A 20,548-nucleotide genomic window follows, 5' to 3' on the forward strand; every position below is an offset into this window, starting at 1 on the left:
TTTCCGCTGCGCTTTCAAAGACTTCTGGATGACCTTCTGGAAGTGGGTCGCGTGGACAAAGCTGGTACCCCCCAACAATTGCATATCGTACCCGTACATTTATTCTAGGTGGAGTCGGGGGTTTCCCGCACAACCATAGGGTGTATAGTGGCGGAAGAGCCGGCAACTGGGACAAGCGGTGGAATGCAGGATATGAGAAAGGCCGCCGACTGGGTTCGTGGCCGTGTGAAGTGGTTCGACCCGGGCAAGGGCTTCGGTTTCATCCTCGCCGACGAAGGCGGGCCGGATATACTGCTGCATGCCAATGTCTTGCGCAATTTCGGCCAGGGTTCGGTCGCGGACGGGACCGGGATAGAGGTGTTGGTGCAGCGCACCGCGCGCGGCGCGCAGGCGATCGAGGTGCTGGCGATCACGCCGCCGGAACCTGCGGGCGGGGTGCTCGACGTCCCCGCAGAGGTGGTGGCCGAACTCCAGCGCCACCCGGTGCAGCCTGCCCGGGTGAAATGGTTTGACAAGGGCAAGGGCTTCGGCTTTGCCAATGTCTTCGGCCGATCCGAGGACGTGTTCGTGCATATCGAGGTGCTGCGTCAGTCGGGGCTGGCCGATCTTCAGGCGGGCGAGGCCGTGGGCCTGCGCATCGCCGAGGGCAAGCGCGGGCAGATGGCGGTGCAGGTGGTGGCATGGGACGTGGCGGTGCGGTGCGGCGGCTGACGATGCGGCGGGTAACGGGTGCGCTGGCGGCGCTGCTGCTGGCGGATGCGGCGGCGGCGGGCGTCGCCTGCGATCCGGGCGCGGTGGACCTGCGCGGCCCCTTCGGCCAGGCGCGGTTCAGCGTCGAACTGGCCGACACGCCCGTGGAACGCGCACAGGGGCTGATGTTCCGCGACAGCCTGCCGCGCGGGGCGGGGATGCTGTTCGTCCATGACGCCCCGGGCCGCGTCGCCTTCTGGATGAAGAACACGCTGATCCCGCTCGACATGATCTTTCTGGACGCGCAGGGCAGGGTGACGCGCGTGCATCCGCAGGCGGTGCCGGGGGACCTTACGCCCATCGACGGCGGCGGGGCGGTGTTCGCGGTGCTGGAAATCAACGGCGGGCTGGCCGCGCGCATGGGCATCGCCCCGGGGGCAGAGATGCGCCACCCCGCCTTCGCCGCCCACGACCCCGCCTGGCCCTGCGAGTGATCCCCTTTCCTTCGCGCGCGAATCCCGCTAGGGCTGCCCGGACGGGGCGTGGCGCAGCCTGGTAGCGCGGCGGTTTTGGGTACCGCAGGTCGCAGGTTCGAATCCTGTCGCCCCGACCATCTTTTACAGCCAGTGTCGAACGCAGCGCCGGGGGCCAGCCCCCGGACCCCCGGAGTATTTCGGGCAAGATGAAGCCGCGCCGATTTTCTTCGGAAAGCCCGTGCCGTCTTTTACCGTGAGATGAATATCCCGGGGGTTGGCCTCAGGCGCCACCCTATCCATCCGCGCAACCGGATGGTGCGATTCCCGTTCCCCGCGCCGCCCGTGCGAACCCGCCGCGGGCATTGGGCGCGGCGCATCCGGGCCGGGGTTTATCCCCGCATCCATCCACAGACCTGTCCCCCGTATCCCCCGCCGGCCTCCCGGCGGGGGTGTCCTGCGTCAAGGGGAAAAATCCCGCCGGCGGGTAAAAATTTCCGTTGCGAGGCCCGGCGATTTACGACACTTTGACGAAGTTCGCCGCGATCCCACTAGATATGGTAGGGCGCGGCGATACGCTTCCATGGAAACTGCGCCCCCTGTCGGGGGTGGGTATCTCGTGTGCGCGGCGCAGGGGGTGACGGGTTTGTTTGCGCGGATGCGGGCGGGCAGGACGGCGGGCGTGGCCCCGCGACAAGAAACGGAGACCGGGGCAGATGAAGTTCGAGCGCAAGTTCACCACCGCAAAGGCCGGCGCCTATGGCGCGATCGCCTTCACCACCACCACGTCCGAGATTCGCAACCCCGACGGCAAGGTCGTGTTCCGCAACGATGCGGTCGAGATCCCCGAGGGCTGGAGCCAGGTCGCCGCCGACGTGCTGGCGCAGAAATACTTCCGCAAGGCGGGCATCCCCGCCCGGCTCAAGCGCGTGAAGGAAAAGGGCGTGCCCGAGTTCCTGTGGCGCTCGGTTCCCGATGACAAGGCGCTGGCTGCGCTGCCCGAGGGCGAGCGGTTCACCGGCGAGACCAGCGCGCGGCAGGTCTTCGACCGGCTGGCCGGCGCCTGGGCCTATTGGGGCTGGAAGGGCGGCTATTTCACCGCCGAATCCGATGCCCGCGCCTATTACGACGAGATGCGCGCGATGCTCGCCCGGCAGATGGCGGCGCCGAATTCGCCCCAATGGTTCAACACCGGGCTGCACTGGGCCTATGGCATCGACGGGCCGGGGCAGGGGCATTTCTATGTCGACCATACCACCGGCAAGCTGACCCGTTCCGACAGCGCCTATGAACATCCGCAGCCGCATGCCTGCTTCATCCAGTCCGTCGCCGACGATCTGGTGAACGAGGGCGGCATCATGGATCTCTGGGTCCGCGAGGCGCGGCTGTTCAAATACGGCTCGGGCACCGGCACCAACTTTTCCTCGCTGCGCGGCGAAGGCGAACGGCTGTCGGGCGGCGGCAAGTCGTCTGGCCTGATGGGTTTCCTCAAGATCGGGGACCGCGCGGCGGGGGCGATCAAGTCGGGCGGCACCACGCGGCGGGCGGCCAAGATGGTGATCTGCGACATGGATCACCCCGATATCGAACAGTTCATCAACTGGAAGGTGATCGAGGAGCAGAAGGTCGCCTCGCTCGTCGCCGGATCCAAGGCGCATGAGGCGCGGCTGAACGACATCTTCGCCGCGATCCGCGCCTGGGACGGTTCGTCCGAGGATGCGGTGGACCCGGCGAAGAACCCGGGCCTGAAATCCGCGATCCGCGCCGCGAAGAAGGCGATGATCCCCGACACCTATACCAACCGGGTGCTGCAATACGCGCGGCAGGGTTTCACCTCGATCGAATTCCCGACCTATGACACCGACTGGGATTCCGAGGCCTATATCACCGTCTCGGGCCAGAACTCCAACAACTCGGTCCGCGTGACGGATGCCTTCCTGCGCGCGGTGCGCGAGGACCGCCCGTGGGAACTGGTCCGCCGCACCGACGGCAAGGTGGCCAAGACCGTTTCGGCCCGCGAGCTCTGGGGCCAGATCGGGCATGCCGCCTGGGCCTGCGCCGACCCCGGCATCCAGTTCCACGACACGGTGAACGCTTGGCACACCTGCCCCGAGGACGGGCCGATCCGCGGCTCGAACCCCTGTTCGGAATACATGTTCCTCGACGACACCGCCTGCAACCTTGCGTCGATGAACCTGCTGACCTTCTGGAAGGACGGCCAGTTCGACGCCGAGGGCTATGTCCATGCCACGCGGCTCTGGACGGTGACGCTGGAAATCAGCGTGCTGATGGCGCAGTTTCCCAGCAAGGAAATCGCGCAGCGCAGCTATGACTTCCGCACCCTGGGTCTGGGCTATGCCAATATCGGCGGGCTTCTGATGAACATGGGGCTCGGCTACGATTCGGACGAAGGCCGGGCGATGTGCGGCGCGCTGACCGCGGTGATGACGGGCGTCGCCTATGCGACCTCGGCCGAAATGGCGGGGGAATCGGGGCCCTTCCCGGGCTATGCGAAGAACCGCGCGCATATGCTGCGCGTGATCCGCAACCACCGCCGCGCCGCCTATGGCGAGCGGGCCGATTACGAACAGGTCAATGTCGCCCCCGTGCCGCTCGACTTCGCCAACTGCCCCGACAAGGGGCTGGTGGCGCTGGCGCGGTCCGCCTGGGACGAGGCGCTGGCGCTTGGCGAAAAGCACGGCTACCGCAATGCGCAGGTATCGGTCATCGCGCCCACCGGCACCATCGGGCTGGTGATGGATTGCGACACGACCGGGATCGAGCCCGACTTCGCGCTGGTCAAGTTCAAGAAACTGGCGGGCGGCGGCTATTTCAAGATCATCAACCAGTCGGTGCCGGCGGCGCTGGAAAAACTGGGCTATACCCCGTCGCAGGTGGCGGAGATCGTGGCCTATGCCGTGGGCCACGGGTCCCTGGGGCAGGCGCCCGCGATCAACCACACCGCGCTGATCGGCCACGGCTTCGGCGCGCGCGAGATCGAAAAGATCGAGGCCGCGCTGCCTTCGGCCTTCGACATCCGTTTCGTGTTCAACCAGTGGACGCTCGGCGAGGATTTCTGCCAGCAGACGCTCGGCATCCCGGCCGAAAGGCTGAACGACCCCACCTTCGACCTTCTGCGCCACCTGGGCTTCACCCGCGCGCAGATCGAGGCGGCGAACGACCATGTTTGCGGCACGATGACGCTGGAAGGCGCGCCCTTCCTGAAGGACGAACACCTTTCGGTCTTCGACTGCGCCAACCCCTGCGGCAAGAAGGGCAAACGCTTCCTGTCGGTGGAAAGCCACATCCACATGATGGCGGCGGCGCAATCGTTCATTTCCGGCGCGATTTCCAAGACGATCAACATGCCGAACACGGCGACGATCGCGGAAACGCTGGCGGCCTATGAACTGTCGCATTCGCTCGGCATCAAGGCCAATGCGCTCTATCGCGACGGATCCAAGCTGTCGCAGCCGCTGGCCGCCGCGCTGGTCGAGGACGACGAGGAGGCCGAGGAAATCCTCGCCACCGGCACGCCGCAGGAAAAGGCGCAGGTCATTGCCGAGAAGATCGTCGAAAAGGTGATCGTCAAGGAAATCATCCGCACCAACCGCGAAAAGCTGCCCGAACGGCGCAAGGGCTATACGCAAAAGGCGCTGATCGGCGGGCACAAGGTCTATCTGCGCACCGGCGAATATGGCGACGGCCGGTTGGGCGAAATCTTCATCGACATGCACAAGGAAGGCGCGGGCTTCCGGGCGATGATGAACAACTTCGCCATCGCGGTGTCGGTGGGCCTGCAATACGGCGTGCCGCTGGAGGAATTCGTGGACGCCTTCACCTTCACCCGGTTCGAACCGGCGGGGATGGTGCAGGGCAACGATTCGATCAAGAACGCGACCTCGATCCTCGACTACATCTTCCGCGAACTCGCGGTCAGCTATCTCGACCGCACCGACCTCGCGCATGTCCAGCCCAAGGGGGCGAGCTTCGACGACCTCGGCGGCGGGCAGGACGAGGGCCGGCGCAACGTCACCGAAGTGTCGGAAACGGCGGCGTCGAAATCGCTGGAGGTGCTGAAACAGATCAGTTCGACCGGCTATCTGCGCAAACGCCTGCCGCAGGAACTGATGGTGCTGCAAGGGGGCATGGCCGCGGGCGGCATGGCCGAGGCGGCGGCGAGCTTCACCGTCGCCACCGCCACCACCGCGCTTGCCACCGGCACGGTGACGATGGACGCCCGCACCAAGGCCCGCATGCAGGGCTACGAGGGCGACCCCTGCGGCGAATGCGGCAACTACACGCTGGTCCGCAACGGCACCTGCATGAAGTGCAACACCTGCGGCGGAACGAGCGGGTGTAGCTGAGGGGGGCGGGGCGAAGCCCCGTCCTGCCGTTGCTGACCGTCGAGGCATGGAGGTCGGGGCTTTGCTCCGCCTCTCGCGACAGGGGGCAACCCGGTCGGGCCTGTGGGAGGTCGTCCGGCGGGGGATAATCGCAGACCGATGCAGAGATCGCTATCTTCTGCGTCGGAGCGGTCGCTGAGGGTGTCCGCGATACGGGAAACTGTCGGCTAACTCGCTTTCGCCGACAGGATTTCGTCTTTCAACCTTTCCTGTATCGGACCGAATAGCTCCAGAAGCCGCTCCGACGGGCGTGCCGAGGATATGTAGCCATCGGCGCCGACGTTCAGAAGGATGTCGGGCGGTGTTCGGTTCAGCATCATCTTGATGCATCCGCCGTCGAGAGAGCGTATGTTTCCATCCGGTGTCACGAAGCAATACGGCACGGGACCGCCGAGAGCCAGATAGAGCCCCGTGAGCAATCTTTCGAAGGCATGGACCCATAGCGTATTGCCTTGCCCGATATCCCCCAGATCCTCCGGCCGATAGAATTTCGGCGTCTTGCCCCTGGAAATCACGTGATGTGACTTCCCGTCGTTCATCGGCGGGATGAAAAAGGGAATATCCACAGCATCGGCCACGCTTTTCATCCTCTACCCTCGCTACTAGTCACATTGTCCCAAGATGGCGCATGGTCTGTACCACGCACCATCCCGTCCCGGTTCCGCCAAAGGCCGACCTGCGGGAGTAAAATCCACCGCGAAGCCCGCCGTCAATCTCCTCGACACTGCGCCGGGATCGCCCGCCCCGGCAAGTCCCCATCCCGCCGCATGGACAGCCGCCGGCCGCTTTGCCAGACTGCGGCCATGTCCGCCCTCCGCCGTCTTTCCGCGTTCGCCACACGCATCCCCCGGGTCCATGTCTCGGGGCCGGGGCTTTTGCTCGGCGCGCTCTGCTTTGCCGCCGCGCTGACGCCCAGCCTGATCCCGCGGGCGGGGCTGGTGCAGGGGCTGCTGGCGGGGGCGAGTTTCGTGGCCGGCTATGGTGTCGCGGTCGCCGGGCATCTGCTGTGGCATCTGTTGGAGCTGCCGCAATGGCGCGGGCCGCGGGCGTGGCGGCTGGCGGGGGTGGTGGCGCTGGCGGTCATGATCCGGGCGCTGTGGCGGGCGGCGGAATGGCAGGACATGCTGCGCGCCGCGATGGACCTGCCGCCGGTGGAAACGGTGCGCCCCTTCACCATCGCGGCCACGGCGCTCGCCACCGCGGCGCTGCTGATCTGTCTCGCGCGGCTCTTCCGGCGGGCGGGGCTGGCGCTGGCGCGGCACCTGGCCCGCATCCTGCCGGAACGGCTGGCGCTGGTCCTGGGCTTCCTGCTGGCGATCGGGGTCTTCGGTGCGCTCGGCAACGACCTGATCCTGCGCCGCGCGCTCGCCGCCTTCGACGCCAGCTATCGCGCGATGGATGCTGCGCTGACCGAGGCGCCCGACCCGCCCGCCGATCCGCTGAAAACCGGCAGCGCCGCCTCGCTGATCGGGTGGGAGGGGATCGGGGCAGAGGGGCGCAACCGCATCGCCGACCCGCTCGACGCCGCCGCCATCGCCGCGATCACCGGCCGCCCGGCGCTGGCGCCGCTGCGGGTCTATGTCGGCCTGGGTTCGGCCGAAACGCCGCAGGGCCGCGCCGCGCTGGCGCTGGCAGAGGCGATCCGCATCGGCGCCTTCGCGCGCGGCACGCTGGTCATCGCCACGCCCACCGGCACCGGCTGGGTGGACCCCGCGGCGATGATGCCGCTGGAGGTGCTGACGGACGGCGATGTCGCCACGATCTCGGTCCAGTATTCCTACCTGCCGAGCTGGCTGTCGCTGCTGACGGTGCCGGAATACGGCGCCCGCACCGCGCGCGAGGTGTTCGAGGCGATCCACGGCCACTGGCGCCACCTGCCGGCCGACAGCCGCCCGCGGCTCTACCTCTTCGGGCTCAGCCTCGGGGCGCTGAACTCCGACCTTTCGGCGGATTTCTACGACCTGATCGGCGATCCCTATCAGGGTGCGCTCTGGGTCGGCGCGCCCTTCGCCAGCCGGAGCTGGGCGCAGATCACCGCCGACCGCCAGCCCGACAGCCCCGCCTGGCTGCCGCGGTTCCGCGACGGGGCGGCGGTGCGGTTCCTCAACCAGGCCGACATGCCCGATGCGGGCCTGCCCTGGGGGCCGATGCGGCTGGTCTATCTGCAATACGCCTCGGACCCGATCACCTTCTTTTCGCCCGCGATCCTGTGGCGGCGGCCCGAATGGATGACCGGCCCGCGCGGCCCCGGCGTGATCGAGGCGTTCCGCTGGCTGCCGCTCGTCACCTTTCTACAGGTGGGGTTCGATCTCTTCACCGGGACGACCGCGCCGCGGGGCCATGGCCATGTCTATGCCGGGCAGGATTACCTGCGCGGCTGGCTGGCGCTGCTGTCGCCCGAAGGCTGGGACGAGGCCGGGCTGTCCCGGCTGCGGGCGGCGCTGATGGCGCGGGGGCTCTGACCTCCGGCCTTTGTGCGGGGGGGGCGGGGCCCGCGCGCTGCACTTTCTGTCCCTAAATATCCCCGCCGGAGGCCACCGCCCTTTCCGCCGGGGCCGGCGGGTGCAAGCCGGGGCTGCCGGTGGTCGCGGGCAGCCCGCCTTCGGCCCGCAGCGCCGTGCCCGCCTCGCGCACCACCGCGGCGATGCGTTCGAGTTGCCGGGCGAGCGGCGTCGTCCTGCGCCAGACCATGCCGATGGTGCGCGCCGGCTGCGGGTCGTGGAAGCGCGCGATCGAAACCGGGGCCGATCGCGTCTCGACCGGCACCGCCATTTCCGGGATCAGCGTCACCCCGATGCCCGCGCCCACCATCTGCACCAGCGTGGCCAGCGAACTGCCGTCCAGCAGTTCGCGCGGGCGCGCGCTGGACTGGCGGCAGAAGGACAGCGCCTGGTCGCGGAAGCAATGGCCCTCTTCCAGCAGCAAAAGCCGCATTTCGCGCAGGCGGGCGTGGTTGGGCACGGGTTTGTCCGCATCCTCTGCCGGGCGGACCAGCACGAACTGTTCGGTATAAAGCGCGACCTCGGTCAGCGCGGGTTCCGACACCGGCAGCGCCACGATCGCGGTGTCGAGCCGCCCCTCGGCCAGTTCGCGCAACAACTTCGGCGTCACCGTTTCGCGCAGGTTCAGTTCCAGCCCCGGATAGAGGCGGGTGAGCCGGCCGATCAGGCTGGGCAGCAGATAGGGCGCGATGGTGGGAATCACCCCGATGCGCAGCCGCCCCGTCAGCATCTCGCCCGAGGCGCGGGCGAGGTCTTCCAGTTCGTCCACCGCCCGCAGGATGCCGCGCACGCGCTGTCCGAAGACCTCGCCGAAATCGGTCAGCCGGATCTGCCGCGGGCCGCGTTCGAACAGCGGCGTGCCGAGCGTTTCTTCCAGTTCCTTGATCTGCATCGACAGCGCGGGCTGGGTGATCGCGCAATCCTCTGCCGCGCGGCCGAAATGGCCGGACCGGGCCAGGGCCTCGAAATAGCGCATCTGCTTGAGGGTGATGTTCATCATCACCCGAACTTATCCCGCGGGGCGAAGGGCGCAAGTTCCCTTGATGCGGCGGAACCGCGCGTTTCCGGCGTGGCCGAAGGGCGGGGCGGGCTTTCGCCGGGGCGCAAGGAGGGGGGTTTACATAACTAAGTCTTTCTGTCAGGAATAACGCCATGCCCAGCCAGCCTGATCGGTGAGCCCGGAGTGACAGACCAGAACCCGGAGTGACCGCATGATCCGCCCCTCAGATGCCCGGCCCGCCGCCGTTCCGCCGATGCCGCCCGTGCCGCTGGCCGAGCTGCTTCAGGCCGGTTTGCAGGGGGTTCTTGCGCCTTCGAAGCTCGTGCGCGACCTGCTTGACCGGATGGAGCGGCCCTGATGAACGATACCAGCTTTTCCGATACCCGCCCCGGCCCGCAGCCCGTGGCGGCGCCCTTCGGCGTCAATGGCGCCCCCCAGCATGACGCGACAGAGTTGACCCGCGGCGGCAACCTGGCCTTCATCCACCTGAACGGACAGGTCTATTCGCTGCGCATCACCCGGGCCGGCAAACTGATCCTGACCAAGTGACGCTTTCGGGCGACGGGCTGTTGCCCATCTGCACTAGCCCCGGTTCCGGCCCCGCGCTATAGCTTCGGCAAGGCTGGGGGGCCGTAACGAGTAGGGACATGCCGAGGGCTTTCTTGCAGCTTGCGCGCGCGGCGTTCGGCGCCGCGCTTTTCACCGCCACGCTTTCACCGGCCGCCGCCATGGCGCAGGACCGCCAGGTCCTTGGCCACGGGCGGTTGTTCAGCAACGATTTCATCGGCGACGGGCATGACCGCTGGCGTTCGGGCGCCTATGTCGTCAGCCGCGTCACCGGGCCGGAATGGCAGGGGCATCTGCCGTCCGAATTCGGCGCGATCCGCGAATACCGTTTCCGCAGCGAGATCATCCAGCCGCGCAGCCTGACCAATCCCGGCCCCCGCGACCGCCGCTATGCGGGCGTGCTGTCGGCGGGGGTGCATACGCATCTGGCGCTCGGCCGGGCAGAGGCGTCGGTCGGCGCGGATCTGGTGATGGTCGGGCCGCAGACGCTGGTCGGCCGGTTCCAGCGCGGCGCGCACCAGATGCTGGGGCACGACCGGCCGATGGTTCTGGGCAACCAGATCGGCAACCGCCTGTTGCCGACGCTGAGCGGCGAGGTCGGCCTGCCGCTGGTGCTGGCCGATGGCGTCAGCCTGCGCCCCTTCGTCGAGGGGCAGGCGGGGGCGGAAACCTATCTGCGCGCGGGCGCCGATATGGTGGTGGGCCGGTTCGGGGAAGGCGGGCTCATGCTGCGCGATGTCGGCACGGGGCAACGCTATCGCGGCGTTCCGGGCGCGACCGTGCCGGGGCTCAGCTTCGTTCTGGGCGCCGATGTCGCCCATGTCACGCACAGCGCCTTTCTGCCCGATGGCGGCGCCGCCACGCTCAGCGACGAACGCACCCGGTTGCGCGCGGGGCTGCACTGGCAGGGCCGGCGGTCGGATCTGTTCTATGGCGTCACCCGACTGGGGCGCGAGTTCGAGGAACAGCCCGAGGGGCAGGTGATCGGCTCTCTCCGCCTGCGGATCCGGTTTTGACCGGCCGCTTTTCCGCCATATTTGGCGCCGCTGTTGCAGCCGCGACATAGCATTGCCGCCCGGGGTTTGTTAACATTCCCTAAACAATAAGAACGGGCAGTAGTGATGAGTATCGAGGCGGCTTCGGCCGGAACCTTCGTTGTATCGTGGTCGCAGACAGAAGCCGATGGCGTTCCCGCGCCCGCGCCGGACCTGATCCGCGCGGGCGCGGGGTGGCGCTGGACGGGCAGGGCGGTGCGGCTGGACGCGCCGGGCGATCTGCTGGTGTTGCAGGGGGCGGCGGGCGCCGACGAATTGCGCGCCCGGGCGGCGCGCATGGTGCGGCGGCTGGTCGGCGCGGCGCTGGCACCGGCAGGGGGCAGGCAGGATCCGGTATCCGACGACCTGCGGGATGACGCGCCCGAACAGGGCTTCCTGCTGACCGATGGCCGTCAATCCTATGCCGCCACCGTGATCGAGGTGCCCGACGCCGCGCAAAGGCTGGTGATGTTCCTGGGCGCGGTGCCGCCCGCGGGTGCGGATCTGTGGGTGGTGCGCAGCGCGCTCGACTGCCGCCCGCCCGCCGCGGCGGGGCCGGATGCGGGGGGCGTGATCTGTTTCGCCCCGGGCACGCTGATCGCCACCCCCGACGGCCCCCGCGCGATAGAGGCGCTGCGCCCCGGCGACCGGATCGACACCCGCGACAACGGCCCGCAGGAAATCCTGTGGACGGGCCAGCGCCGCATGACCGGCGCGCGGCTCTATGCCATGCCGCAACTGCGCCCGGTGCGGATCCGCGCGGGCGCGATGGGGATCGGCCGGCCCGACCGGGACCTGCTGGTGTCGCCCCAGCACCGGATGCTGGTCCGGGGCGCGCCCGCGCAGGCGCTGTTCGGCACGCCCGAGGTGCTGGTCGCCGCCGAACATCTGGTCAACGGCCAGACGGTGGCGGTGGACATGGCGCTGCGCGAGGTCACTTACGTCCATGTGCTGCTGGAGGCGCATCAGATCGTGCTCGCCAACGGGCTGGAAACCGAAAGCTTCCACCCGGCCTATGCCGCGCTCGACACGCTCGACCCGGCCAGCCGCGAGGGGCTGTTCGCGCTGATGCCGGGGCTGGCGCGCGATCCGGGCAGCTATGGCGCGCCGGCGCGGCGCAACCTGACGGCCTTCGAATCCGCCATCCTGCGGCACGAGGCGGCGTAACCGCATTGACACCCCCGCGCGCGCCTGTATAAGGCCGCCATCCCCGGGGGCGACCCCGGGGCTTTCATTTGGTGTTGGTGGCCCCCGCAAGGGGATGCCTGTCGGCCCGCAAGGGCAAAGGACAACGCCCTTCGATACGCAAGAAGGAGATCAGCGATGACCAAACGCACCGCTGCCAAGTACAAGATCGACCGCCGCATGGGCGAAAACATCTGGGGCCGTGCCAAATCCCCGGTGAACAAGCGCGAATACGGCCCCGGCCAGCACGGCCAGCGCCGCAAGCAGAAGCTGTCGGATTTCGGCACGCAGCTGCGCGCGAAACAGAAGCTCAAGGGCTATTACGGCGACCTGACCGAAAAGCAGTTCCGCAAGATCTACGGCGAGGCCGAGCGCGTCAAGGGCGACACCGGCGAAAACCTGATCGGCCTGCTGGAACGCCGTCTGGACGCCGTGATCTACCGCGCGAAATTCGTGCCGACCATCTTTGCCGCACGCCAGTTCGTGAACCACGGCCATGTCACCGTGAACGGCAAGCGCGTCAACATCGCCTCCTACCGCGTGAAGGAAGGCGACGTGATCGCGGTGCGCGACCGGTCCAGGCAACTGGCGATCGTGCTCGAAGCCGTGGGCCTGACCGAACGTGACGTGCCCGACTATCTGGAAGTCGACCATTCCAAGATGACCGCGACCTATGTGCGTACCCCGGCGCTGTCGGACGTGCCCTATCCGGTCCAGATGGAACCGAACCTCGTCGTCGAATACTACGCCAAGAACTGATCCCTTTCGGATCGCGGGTTCAGGGGCCGTCCTTCGGGGCGGCCCTTTGCTTTTCCGTGGCGCACGGCGGGGCGTCAGGGTATTTTCGCCCGCCAGAATCGTCAGGAACCACAGGCAGATGACCGACAAGCACACGATCGAAACCCGTTTCGAACAGACCCTTTTCGCCAGCCGCTGGCTGATCGCGCCGATGTATCTGGGGCTGGCGGTGTCGCTGGCGATGCTGACGGTGATCTTCCTGCGCGATCTGGTCTATTATGTGCCGCAGGTGCTGACCATGACCTCGGAAAAGGCGATCCTCGTCGTGCTGACGCTGATCGACCTGACGCTGGCGGCGAACCTGCTGCTGATCGTGCTGTTTTCGGGCTACGAGAATTTCGTGTCGAAACTCGACATCCGCGACGGCGGCGACCGGCCGGCCTGGATGGGGACGGTGGATTTCTCGGGGCTCAAGATGAAGCTCATCGCCTCGATCGTCGCCATTTCCGCGATCCATCTGCTCAAGCGGTTCATGGAGATCGGGGAAAGCGTGGCCGATGCCAAGTTCGGGGAAACCGAGCTTTTCTGGCTGACGGTGATCCACCTGACCTTCGTCGTCTCGGGGGTGCTGATGGCGCTGATGGACTGGCTGTCGGCCAACAGCGGCAAGCACTGAGGCCCCGGAACCAGGGCGGGCAGGGGGGCGGCAAACATGGCACTGGCCTTGGCCGCGGCGCACGGCTAGAACGGCGCGCAGCCTACGGAGTCTTCCGCTATGAGTGACATGATCCGCCCGCAGCCCGGCATCCTCGACATCGCCCTTTACGAGGGCGGGCAGAGCCATGTCCCGGGCGTGGCGAATGCGGTCAAGCTGTCGTCCAACGAAAACCCCTTCGGCCCCTCGGACCGGGCGGCGGATGCGTTCCGCCGCGCGGTGCACAGCCTGCACCGCTATCCCTCGACCGACCACGCCGCCCTGCGCGGCGCGATCGCAGAGGTGCACGGGCTCGACGCCGACAGAATCATCTGCGGCGTGGGTTCGGACGAGATCATCACCTTTCTCTGCCAGGCCTATGCCGGCCCGGGCGACGAGGTGCTGCACACCGAACACGGCTTCCTGATGTACAGTATTTCCGCGATGGCGGTGGGCGCGACGCCCATCGCGGTGCCGGAACGCGAACGCACGACGGATGTGGACGCCCTGCTGGCCGCCTGTTCGGACCGTACGAAGCTGGTGTTCCTCGCCAACCCGAACAACCCCACCGGCACCATGGTCGGCACGGCGGAAATCGCCCGGCTGGCCGACGGGCTGCCGCCGCAGGCGATCCTGGTGCTGGACGGCGCCTATGCCGAATATGTCGCGGGCTACGACGGCGGGGCGGCGCTGGTCGAGGCGCGCACGAACGTGGTGATGACGCGGACCTTTTCCAAGATCTACGGCCTTGGCGGCCTGCGGATCGGTTGGGGCTATGGGCCGCGCGCGATCATCGACGTTCTGAACCGCATCCGGGGGCCCTTCAACCTCGGCACCGCGCAGCTGGAGGCGGCAGAGGCCGCCGTGCGCGATCAGGATCACGTCACCCGCTGCCGCAGCGAAAACGCCCGCCTGCGTAGCTGGCTGGCAGAGGCATTGGCGGAAATGGGTGTTCCGTCAGATACTTCGACGGCGAACTTCATCCTTGCCCGGTTCGCGGACGAGGCAGAGGCGGCGGCCTGCGACAGTTTCCTCAAGGATCAGGGGCTGATCGTGCGGCGGGTGGCGGGCTATGGCCTGCCGCATTGCCTGCGCATCACCGTCGGCGATGAAAGCAGTTGCCGCCGCGTCGCCCATGCCATCGGCCAGTTCAAGGGCGCCAGATGACCGCCGCGGCGCCGATCTATGGCCGCGTGGCGCTGATCGGGCTCGGCCTCATCGCCTCGTCGATGGCGCATGCGATGCGGGCGGGGGGGCTGGCGGGGCATATCGCTGGCCATGCCCGCACGGCGGAAACCCGGGCGGTGGCGCTGGACATCGGCATCTGCGACAGCGTGCATGACACGGCGGCAGAGGCCGTGGCGGGCGCCGATCTGGTGGTGCTGGCGGTGCCGGTGGGCGCGATGGGGGCGGTGGCGGCGGAAATCGCCCCGCATCTGGCCCCCGGCGCGACGGTGACGGATGTGGGGTCCGTCAAGCAGGCGGTGATCGAGGCGGTGGGGCCCCATATCCCCGAAGGCGTGCATTTCGTGCCGGGCCATCCCATCGCGGGCACCGAACATTCGGGGCCACGGTCGGGGTTTGCCACGCTCTTCCGCAACCGCTGGTGGCTGCTGACGCCGCTGCCCGGGGGTGACGGCGATGCGGTGGCGCGGCTGCGGCGGCTGGTCGAGGCGTTCGGGGCCAATGTCGACGAGATGGACGCGCCGCACCACGATCTGGTGCTGGCCGTGACCAGCCACACGCCCCACCTGATCGCCTATACGATGGTGGGCGTCGCCGACGACCTGCGCCGCGTCACCGACAGCGAGGTGATCAAATATTCCGCCGCCGGTTTCCGCGACTTCACCCGCATCGCGGCCAGCGACCCGGTGATGTGGCGCGACGTGTTCCTGACCAACCGCGAGGCGACGCTGGACATCCTCGGCCGGTTCACCGAGGAACTGTTCGCGCTGCAACGCGCGATCCGGTTGGGCGACGGGCCGCATCTGCATGCCTATTTTACCCGGACCCGGGCGATCCGGCGTGGTATCATCGAGGCCGGGCAGGATACGGCGGCGCCGGATTTCGGGCGTGTCGGCGCGGCGAAGGGGCAGGGGGACTAGGCGTTTGCGGCAGGGACTGGTCTGGGCGATCTGCGGGGTCCTTGCGGCCTCGGCAGCGGTGGCGGAGCCTCCGCGCATCTCGCCCCGCCCGATGCCCCGGCCCGGTGCCGCCGCCGTGGCGCCTGCGCCTGCCGCCCCCGCATCCGTAGTCGTGGCCGCCAGCAGCGCGCATCCCCTGTCGGGCCTGCGCCCCCGCCCGCGCCCGGCCCATCCGGTGGCCGCCCCGCCTGTGCCCGAGGCCACCCCCGCAACCGCCGCCGCCGCCCCGCCCGCGCGGCCCGAACGCCGGGGCCTGTTCGGCTTTCTGCGCCCGCGCGAACGGCAGGCCGCGCCCCCCGCCGGGTCCCCGGGCAATGTACAGCAGACCGCCATCATCCGCCCCGCCCCCGGCACCGGCCCGGTGACGGGGCGCGCGGGGTCGGTCTGCGGCAACCCGGCGATCCGGGGCGAAACCGTGGCCCCCGTTGTGGGGCGCATCCGCGGCTGCGGCATCGAGAAGCCCGTGCGCGTCAGTGCCGTGGGCGGCATCGCGCTGTCGCAGGGCGCGCTGATGGATTGCCCTACGGCGCAGGCGCTGCACCGTTGGGTGGAAAACGGCGTCAAGCCCGCCTTCGGCGCCACCGGCGGCGGGGTGGTGAAGATGCAGGTCGCCGCCCATTACGTCTGCCGCGGGCGCAACAACAAGAAGGGCGCGAAGCTGTCGGAACATGCCAAGGGCAAGGCGATCGACATTTCCGCCTTCGTGCTGGCCGACGGCACCACGCTGACGGTGCTGCGCGACTGGCGCGGCAACCGGGGCAGGCCGATCCGCGCCGCGCACAAGGCCGCCTGCGGACCCTTCGGCACCACGCTCGGCCCCGGTTCGGACGGCTATCACGAAGATCACCTGCACCTCGACAGCGCCAGCTACCGCAACGGGCCGTACTGCCGGTAGGGTCGCCGCCCGGCCCGGCCACAGGGCCCCCTACACCCCCGCGCGGGGGGCGTCGGCGCGGTAGCCCTGCGCATTGGGCACCTGCGCGGCGTTCCTTTCGCGGATCGCGGCGGCCGCATCGTCGTAGAGGAAGGGCAGGAACGCATAGCGCCGCCCCGCCGTCACCCGCGACACCGCATGCAGCAGCGAACAGGAAAACACCACCGCCCCGCCGCGCGGGGCCTTGTAGCCGCGCGGCCCGTATTCGGGAAAGCTGACCTCGCCGCCCTCGAACCCGTCGTTGAGGTTGATCGAGACCGCGAACCGCCGGTGCGCGGTGCCGAGGGTGGTGTTGTCGCGGTGGGGGCGGAAATGGCCGCCCTCGGCCCCGTCATAGCAGGCGACCAGATAGCGTTCCATCCGCGTGCAGCGGAAGAAATGCACCCGTTCGATCTGCGGCACCACCCGGCGCAGGATGCGCGCCTGCATCGCGCGGATCGTGTCCTGATCCTCCACCGTATAGTCGCGGCGGACCTTGAAGCCGGGGTCGTGCACGCCGACCGTCCTGCCGCCCTGATCGCGCATGAAGCCCGACAGCTCGCGCCCCTCGGCCTCGTAGCGGGCGATGAGCATGTCGCAGAAGGCGGGCTCGAACACATCGGGCAGGATCAGCACCGGGGCGGGCAACTCGAACCCCATGTAGCGGTCCGGCGGCGGGGCGGCGCGCAGATGGGCGGCGACCTCGGCGGCGTCGGCGCCATCGGTGCGGAACGGGATGACATGGCGGATCGTCAGCCCCGGGTCGATCACCAGCCAGCGGGGCGCCAGCCGCGCCGGGCTGTCGGCGCTCATCGCCCCCAGAAGCCGCGCCACGCTTGCGTCGAAATCCCAGAACACCCGCTGGCCGGGGATGCGGTCGGCCAGCCGCCCGGCGGCGCGATCCTGCGCGTCGTTGCTGACGATGAAAAGGCTCGCCCGTTCGTCGTCAAGCAACCCCGTCTGCGCCAGCGCGCCGATCCGTTCGGCCGTCCCCGGCGCGCCGCCGCTGCCCGGCAGGCAGACGACCAGCCACCGGCCCGCCGCGCTGTCGAAGCGGAAAGCCTCGGTGGCGGTGGTGGCGCAGGTGAATTCGGGCATGCGGTCGCCCGGCATCAGGCGGGGGCGGTGCGGTTCGGGGGGCGTGGCGCCTCGGGGCGGTGCCGTCATCCTGTCTCCTTTCGGGCTGTGGCGGATTTTTGCCGAAAGGGGATTGGACGACAGACCGGCCCCCCGGGTCAACCCGTTGCGGTCAACCCGTTCCGGTCAATCCGTTCGGGCCAGCGCCGGGCGCAGCCGGGGCGCGGGGCCAAGCGGCAGGGGCCCGAGGCTCGCCCGCCCGCCCTGGAACAGCAGCGCCAGGTCCAGCACCTCGGGGTTGCCGCTGCCGGCGGCCATCAGTTCCAGCGCGCGTTCCCAGGTGGGGGCAAGCTCCGCCCGCACCAGCCCCGCCGCCACCAGCGTCTGCAACCCGATCCGCCAGTTTTCCACCCGCAGCGTGATGCGCCCCTCGGCAAAGCCCGCGCTGTCGGGGCGCAACTCGCCCCGGCCCATCACATGCAGCCCGCCCCAGTCGAGCCGCAGGTCGCGCAGATCCACCCGCCGCGCGAAGGGCCGCGTGCGGCCCATATGGCGGTCGAGCGGGGCGGACAGGTCCAGTTCCGCCTCCAGCCGCAGCCGCTCGATCCGGTCGGGCAGCGCGCCCGGGGGCAGCGCCCCGGCCAGCGCGGGGCCGAGCGTCAGGGCCGTGGCCTCGATGGCGATGTCGTTGCCGTTTTCGCGCGAAGGCGCGGCGCGGCTGCCCGCCCGCAGGCTGTCGATGCGCAGCAAAAGCCGCCCGTCCGGCGCCGCCAGCACCAGCCCGTCGCCCGCCAGCGCCGCGCGGTCAAGCGGCAGGTCGGGCACCGGGCGCAGCACGACGCTGGCCTGCATGCGTTCCGACGCCACCCCGGCGGAAAGGCCGGCCACCGTCACCTCCTGCCGCGGGGGCAGCACCAGGATCACATGCCAGGGCTTGTAGCTGAGCGCGAGCAGCTGCACGAAATCCGCCTGCCAGCCAAGATCCCGGCGCGGGTCCGCGATCCGCGGCGCATCCACCGTCAGGTCCAGCCGGTTGGGAAAGCCCTGCACCGACAGCCCGCCATGGCGGGCATCCCAGCCCTCGGCCGCGCGTTGGGCGAACCACGCCTGCGCGCCGCGTTCCATCGCGGTGGCCCCCAGCCACCACCAGCCGCCCCAGGCGACCGCCAGAACCACCAACAGACCCGCGAGGAACCGCATCCCGCCCCCTTTCACCCGGCTTGCGGTTGAGGAATACAGGGGGCAGGGGCCAAGGGCCAGTCACATCGGGGTATCGGGCGGGGCATCGGGCGGGAATGGGAACGGAACTCTGGGTTTTCGGCTATGGATCGCTGATCTGGAACCCGGGCTTCGCGGTGGCCGAACGGGCGGTCGCGCGGCTGCCGGGCTGGCGGCGCAGCTTTTGCATGTGGTCGATCCACCACCGCGGCACGCCCGAGGCGCCGGGGCTGGTGCTGGCGCTCGATGCCGCCGCCGGCATGGCCTGCCAGGGCGTGGCCTTCCGCGTCGCCCCGGGGACGGAAGAGGAAACGCTGGCGGGCCTGCGCGAACGCGAACTCGTGTCCTCGGCCTATCTGGAAACGGTGCAGCCGCTGTACCTTGCCGACGGGCGGGCACGGCAGGCGCTGGCCTATGTCGTGGACCCCGATCACGTGCAGTATTGCGGCGGGCTCGACCCCGAGGAACAGGCCCGCATCATCGCGCGGGCCACCGGCGGGCGGGGCCCGAACCGGGACTATCTGTGGAACACCGCCGCGCATCTGGCCGAACTGGGCATCGCCGACCCCGATCTGGAATGGCTCGCCGCCCGGGTGCGCGGGCTTTGCGGGAACCTGCGCTGAAAACTGCGCGGCAGCGCGGCATTCCGCCCCCGATTGCCATTGGCAGCGCGCGCGCCCGCGCCTATTGTCGGGGCGGCAGGTCCCAGAGAGCAGGTGACACCCGGTGGAAAAACCAGCACTGCGCCCCTCCCGCGGGAGTTCGGTGATGTTCACACAGCCGGTCCGGCAGATCGTGGCCATGCTGACGGTGATCGTGCTGGTCGCCGTCGGGGTCTGGCTGGTGCTGCCCACGATCCGGGGCATCTTCTTTTCCAACCCCTGGCTCAACAGCTTCATCGGGGTGGTCTTTCTGATCGGGCTTCTGTCGTGTTTCTGGCAGGTGTTCCAGCTGATCGTTTCGGTGATCTGGATCGAGGGCTTCGTCACCCCCGGCGCCGAACCCGGCGATCCGCCGCGGTTGCTGGCGCCCCTGGCCGCGCTGATGGGCAGCCGCGCCACGCGGTTGCAGATCACCACCGCCTCGGCGCGGTCCATCCTCGATTCCGTCGCCACCCGGATGGACGAGGCCCGCGATGTCACCCGCTATCTTGCCAACCTGCTGATCTTCCTCGGCCTTCTGGGCACGTTCTACGGGCTGGCGATCACCGTCCCGGCGGTGGTGGAAACCATCCGCGGCCTTGCGCCGCAGGCGGGGGAAACCGGGCTCGACGTGTTCAACAAGCTGATGGGCGGGCTGGAATCGCAGCTTGGCGGCATGGGCACGGCGTTTTCGTCGTCGCTCATGGGGCTTGCGGGGTCGCTGGTGGTGGGGCTTCTGGACCTGTTCGCGGGCCATGGCCAGAACCGCTTCTACCGCGAGCTGGAGGAATGGATCTCCACCATCACCCGGCTCGGCTTCGCGGCGGGCGAGGGCGAGGGGCCGGGCGGCGATCAGGCGGCGCTGATCGGGGTGCTGGAACAGATGGCGCAGCAGATCGAGACCATGGGCCAGCGCATGGCGGACGACCGCGCGCAACTGTCCGACGGGTTCGAGGCGCTGGCGCAGGGCATGCTGCGGCTGGTCGAACAGGGCGAATCCGCCACCGCCCGCGCCGCCGGGCAGGCGAGCACGCTGGCCGAGGGGCAGGAACGGCTGATCGCCGCGCTGTCGGCCATGCCCGAGGCCGCGGCCCAGATCGACGCCGAAAGCCGCATGCGCCTGCGGTCCATCGACGTGCAACTGCTGCGCATCCTCGAGGAAATCGCCGCCGGGCGGCAGGAAAGCGTGGCCGACCTGCGCGGCGATCTGGGGGCGCTGACGGCGGCGATCCGGCAGCTGTCGCGCGGCGCCCTGGGGCGGGGCTAG

General features: G+C 69.0%; 19 protein-coding genes and 1 tRNA gene. 16 read left to right on the forward strand and 4 right to left on the reverse strand.

The genetic code is table 11. The annotated features are described in order from the left end of the window. Positions 1–183: 183 nt before the first annotated feature. The 4 genes from RGD00_RS20035 (at position 184) to RGD00_RS20050 (ending at position 5,530) form a co-directional block, all read left to right on the forward strand. Entirely contained in the window at positions 184–711 is a 528-nt protein-coding gene (locus RGD00_RS20035; RefSeq protein WP_310459046.1) for a cold-shock protein, read from the forward strand. Then, positions 681–1,184, forward strand: coding sequence for a DUF192 domain-containing protein (locus RGD00_RS20040; protein ID WP_310459047.1), 504 nt, complete (start codon positions 681–683; stop codon positions 1,182–1,184). Before RGD00_RS20035 ends, RGD00_RS20040 begins: the two co-directional genes overlap by 31 nt. A 42-nt stretch (positions 1,185–1,226) precedes the next feature. Next, positions 1,227–1,303, forward strand: a tRNA-Pro gene (locus RGD00_RS20045). A gap of 576 nt (positions 1,304–1,879) precedes the next feature. After that, on the forward strand, positions 1,880–5,530 hold the full coding sequence (locus tag RGD00_RS20050; protein ID WP_310459048.1) for a vitamin B12-dependent ribonucleotide reductase: 3,651 nt from the start codon (positions 1,880–1,882) through the stop codon (positions 5,528–5,530). Positions 5,531–5,736: 206 nt separating this feature from the next. Here the strand turns inward: RGD00_RS20050 and RGD00_RS20055 are convergent, their stop codons facing one another. Continuing rightward, entirely contained in the window at positions 5,737–6,156 is a 420-nt protein-coding gene (locus RGD00_RS20055) for a hypothetical protein (RefSeq protein ID WP_310459049.1), read from the reverse strand. Positions 6,157–6,372: 216 nt separating this feature from the next. Between RGD00_RS20055 and RGD00_RS20060 the strand changes: the two genes are divergently transcribed. After that, positions 6,373–8,031, forward strand: coding sequence for an alpha/beta hydrolase (locus tag RGD00_RS20060; protein WP_310459050.1), 1,659 nt, complete (start codon positions 6,373–6,375; stop codon positions 8,029–8,031). A gap of 52 nt (positions 8,032–8,083) precedes the next feature. On the opposite strand, the gene RGD00_RS20065 is transcribed toward RGD00_RS20060, so the two are convergent. After that, entirely contained in the window at positions 8,084–9,070 is a 987-nt protein-coding gene (locus RGD00_RS20065; RefSeq protein ID WP_310459051.1) for a LysR substrate-binding domain-containing protein, read from the reverse strand. 211 nt (positions 9,071–9,281) lie between these two features. On the opposite strand from RGD00_RS20065, the gene RGD00_RS20070 reads away from it, so the two are divergent. From RGD00_RS20070 to RGD00_RS20110, 9 genes are all read left to right on the forward strand, one after another. After that, positions 9,282–9,428, forward strand: coding sequence for a hypothetical protein (locus tag RGD00_RS20070; protein WP_310459052.1), 147 nt, complete (start codon positions 9,282–9,284; stop codon positions 9,426–9,428). Further along, the gene (gene hemP, locus RGD00_RS20075; RefSeq protein WP_310459053.1) at positions 9,428–9,619 is read left to right on the forward strand and encodes a hemin uptake protein HemP; all 192 of its coding nucleotides are present in this window, start codon (positions 9,428–9,430) and stop codon (positions 9,617–9,619) included. The genes RGD00_RS20070 and hemP overlap by 1 nt, the downstream gene beginning before the upstream one ends. Before the next feature lie 98 nt (positions 9,620–9,717). After that, positions 9,718–10,653, forward strand: a complete 936-nt coding sequence (locus RGD00_RS20080) for a lipid A-modifier LpxR family protein (protein WP_310459054.1) — start codon at positions 9,718–9,720, stop codon at positions 10,651–10,653. Positions 10,654–10,758: 105 nt separating this feature from the next. Next, positions 10,759–11,838 carry a Hint domain-containing protein gene (locus tag RGD00_RS20085; RefSeq protein WP_310459055.1) on the forward strand — a complete coding sequence of 360 codons (1,080 nt, stop codon included), beginning with the start codon at positions 10,759–10,761 and terminating at the stop codon, positions 11,836–11,838. Between the two features lie 156 nt (positions 11,839–11,994). Next, the gene (gene rpsD, locus RGD00_RS20090; RefSeq protein ID WP_310459056.1) at positions 11,995–12,615 is read left to right on the forward strand and encodes a 30S ribosomal protein S4; all 621 of its coding nucleotides are present in this window, start codon (positions 11,995–11,997) and stop codon (positions 12,613–12,615) included. Positions 12,616–12,733: 118 nt separating this feature from the next. Next, positions 12,734–13,270, forward strand: a complete 537-nt coding sequence (locus RGD00_RS20095) for a TIGR00645 family protein (protein WP_310459057.1) — start codon at positions 12,734–12,736, stop codon at positions 13,268–13,270. A gap of 99 nt (positions 13,271–13,369) precedes the next feature. Beyond that, entirely contained in the window at positions 13,370–14,455 is a 1,086-nt protein-coding gene (gene hisC, locus RGD00_RS20100) for a histidinol-phosphate transaminase (protein ID WP_310459058.1), read from the forward strand. Beyond that, positions 14,452–15,393, forward strand: coding sequence for a prephenate/arogenate dehydrogenase family protein (locus RGD00_RS20105; protein WP_310459059.1), 942 nt, complete (start codon positions 14,452–14,454; stop codon positions 15,391–15,393). The genes hisC and RGD00_RS20105 overlap by 4 nt, the downstream gene beginning before the upstream one ends. Positions 15,394–15,484: 91 nt before the next feature. Further along, complete coding sequence (locus RGD00_RS20110; protein WP_310459060.1) at positions 15,485–16,327, forward strand: extensin-like domain-containing protein; 843 nt, start codon at positions 15,485–15,487, stop codon at positions 16,325–16,327. A 30-nt stretch (positions 16,328–16,357) separates the two neighbouring features. Here RGD00_RS20110 and RGD00_RS20115 read toward each other — a convergent pair whose 3' ends face one another. After that, positions 16,358–17,512: a 2OG-Fe(II) oxygenase gene (locus tag RGD00_RS20115; protein ID WP_310459061.1), complete on the reverse strand. Its 1,155-nt coding sequence runs from the start codon at positions 17,510–17,512 to the stop codon at positions 16,358–16,360. A 96-nt stretch (positions 17,513–17,608) separates the two neighbouring features. After that, positions 17,609–18,622 carry a DUF2125 domain-containing protein gene (locus RGD00_RS20120; RefSeq protein ID WP_310459062.1) on the reverse strand — a complete coding sequence of 338 codons (1,014 nt, stop codon included), beginning with the start codon at positions 18,620–18,622 and terminating at the stop codon, positions 17,609–17,611. A gap of 95 nt (positions 18,623–18,717) precedes the next feature. On the opposite strand from RGD00_RS20120, the gene RGD00_RS20125 reads away from it, so the two are divergent. Next, the gene (locus RGD00_RS20125) at positions 18,718–19,263 is read left to right on the forward strand and encodes a gamma-glutamylcyclotransferase (RefSeq protein WP_310459063.1); all 546 of its coding nucleotides are present in this window, start codon (positions 18,718–18,720) and stop codon (positions 19,261–19,263) included. Between the two features lie 145 nt (positions 19,264–19,408). Beyond that, on the forward strand, positions 19,409–20,548 hold the full coding sequence (locus RGD00_RS20130; RefSeq protein ID WP_310459064.1) for a biopolymer transporter ExbB: 1,140 nt from the start codon (positions 19,409–19,411) through the stop codon (positions 20,546–20,548).

It is taken from the genome of Ruixingdingia sedimenti (assembly GCF_031432425.1).
Taxonomy (GTDB): domain Bacteria; phylum Pseudomonadota; class Alphaproteobacteria; order Rhodobacterales; family Rhodobacteraceae; genus Ruixingdingia; species Ruixingdingia sedimenti.

Excerpts from the sequence above, each read along its gene's own strand:
- RGD00_RS20115 (WP_310459061.1), bottom strand. The coding sequence starts at position 17,512 with ATGACGGCACCGCCCCGAGGCGCCACGCCCCCCGAACCGCACCGCCCC.
- RGD00_RS20080 (WP_310459054.1), top strand. The coding sequence starts at position 9,718 with ATGCCGAGGGCTTTCTTGCAGCTTGCGCGCGCGGCGTTCGGCGCCGCG.
- RGD00_RS20095 (WP_310459057.1), top strand. The coding sequence starts at position 12,734 with ATGACCGACAAGCACACGATCGAAACCCGTTTCGAACAGACCCTTTTC.
- RGD00_RS20050 (WP_310459048.1), top strand. The coding sequence starts at position 1,880 with ATGAAGTTCGAGCGCAAGTTCACCACCGCAAAGGCCGGCGCCTATGGC.
- hemP (WP_310459053.1), top strand. The coding sequence starts at position 9,428 with ATGAACGATACCAGCTTTTCCGATACCCGCCCCGGCCCGCAGCCCGTG.
- RGD00_RS20055 (WP_310459049.1), bottom strand. The coding sequence starts at position 6,156 with ATGAAAAGCGTGGCCGATGCTGTGGATATTCCCTTTTTCATCCCGCCG.
- RGD00_RS20040 (WP_310459047.1), top strand. The coding sequence starts at position 681 with ATGGGACGTGGCGGTGCGGTGCGGCGGCTGACGATGCGGCGGGTAACG.
- RGD00_RS20125 (WP_310459063.1), top strand. The coding sequence starts at position 18,718 with ATGGGAACGGAACTCTGGGTTTTCGGCTATGGATCGCTGATCTGGAAC.
- RGD00_RS20105 (WP_310459059.1), top strand. The coding sequence starts at position 14,452 with ATGACCGCCGCGGCGCCGATCTATGGCCGCGTGGCGCTGATCGGGCTC.
- RGD00_RS20070 (WP_310459052.1), top strand. The coding sequence starts at position 9,282 with ATGATCCGCCCCTCAGATGCCCGGCCCGCCGCCGTTCCGCCGATGCCG.
- RGD00_RS20130 (WP_310459064.1), top strand. The coding sequence starts at position 19,409 with ATGTTCACACAGCCGGTCCGGCAGATCGTGGCCATGCTGACGGTGATC.
- RGD00_RS20110 (WP_310459060.1), top strand. The coding sequence starts at position 15,485 with ATGCCCCGGCCCGGTGCCGCCGCCGTGGCGCCTGCGCCTGCCGCCCCC.
- RGD00_RS20120 (WP_310459062.1), bottom strand. The coding sequence starts at position 18,622 with ATGCGGTTCCTCGCGGGTCTGTTGGTGGTTCTGGCGGTCGCCTGGGGC.
- hisC (WP_310459058.1), top strand. The coding sequence starts at position 13,370 with ATGAGTGACATGATCCGCCCGCAGCCCGGCATCCTCGACATCGCCCTT.
- RGD00_RS20060 (WP_310459050.1), top strand. The coding sequence starts at position 6,373 with ATGTCCGCCCTCCGCCGTCTTTCCGCGTTCGCCACACGCATCCCCCGG.
- RGD00_RS20065 (WP_310459051.1), bottom strand. The coding sequence starts at position 9,070 with ATGATGAACATCACCCTCAAGCAGATGCGCTATTTCGAGGCCCTGGCC.
- rpsD (WP_310459056.1), top strand. The coding sequence starts at position 11,995 with ATGACCAAACGCACCGCTGCCAAGTACAAGATCGACCGCCGCATGGGC.
- RGD00_RS20035 (WP_310459046.1), top strand. The coding sequence starts at position 184 with ATGCAGGATATGAGAAAGGCCGCCGACTGGGTTCGTGGCCGTGTGAAG.
- RGD00_RS20085 (WP_310459055.1), top strand. The coding sequence starts at position 10,759 with ATGAGTATCGAGGCGGCTTCGGCCGGAACCTTCGTTGTATCGTGGTCG.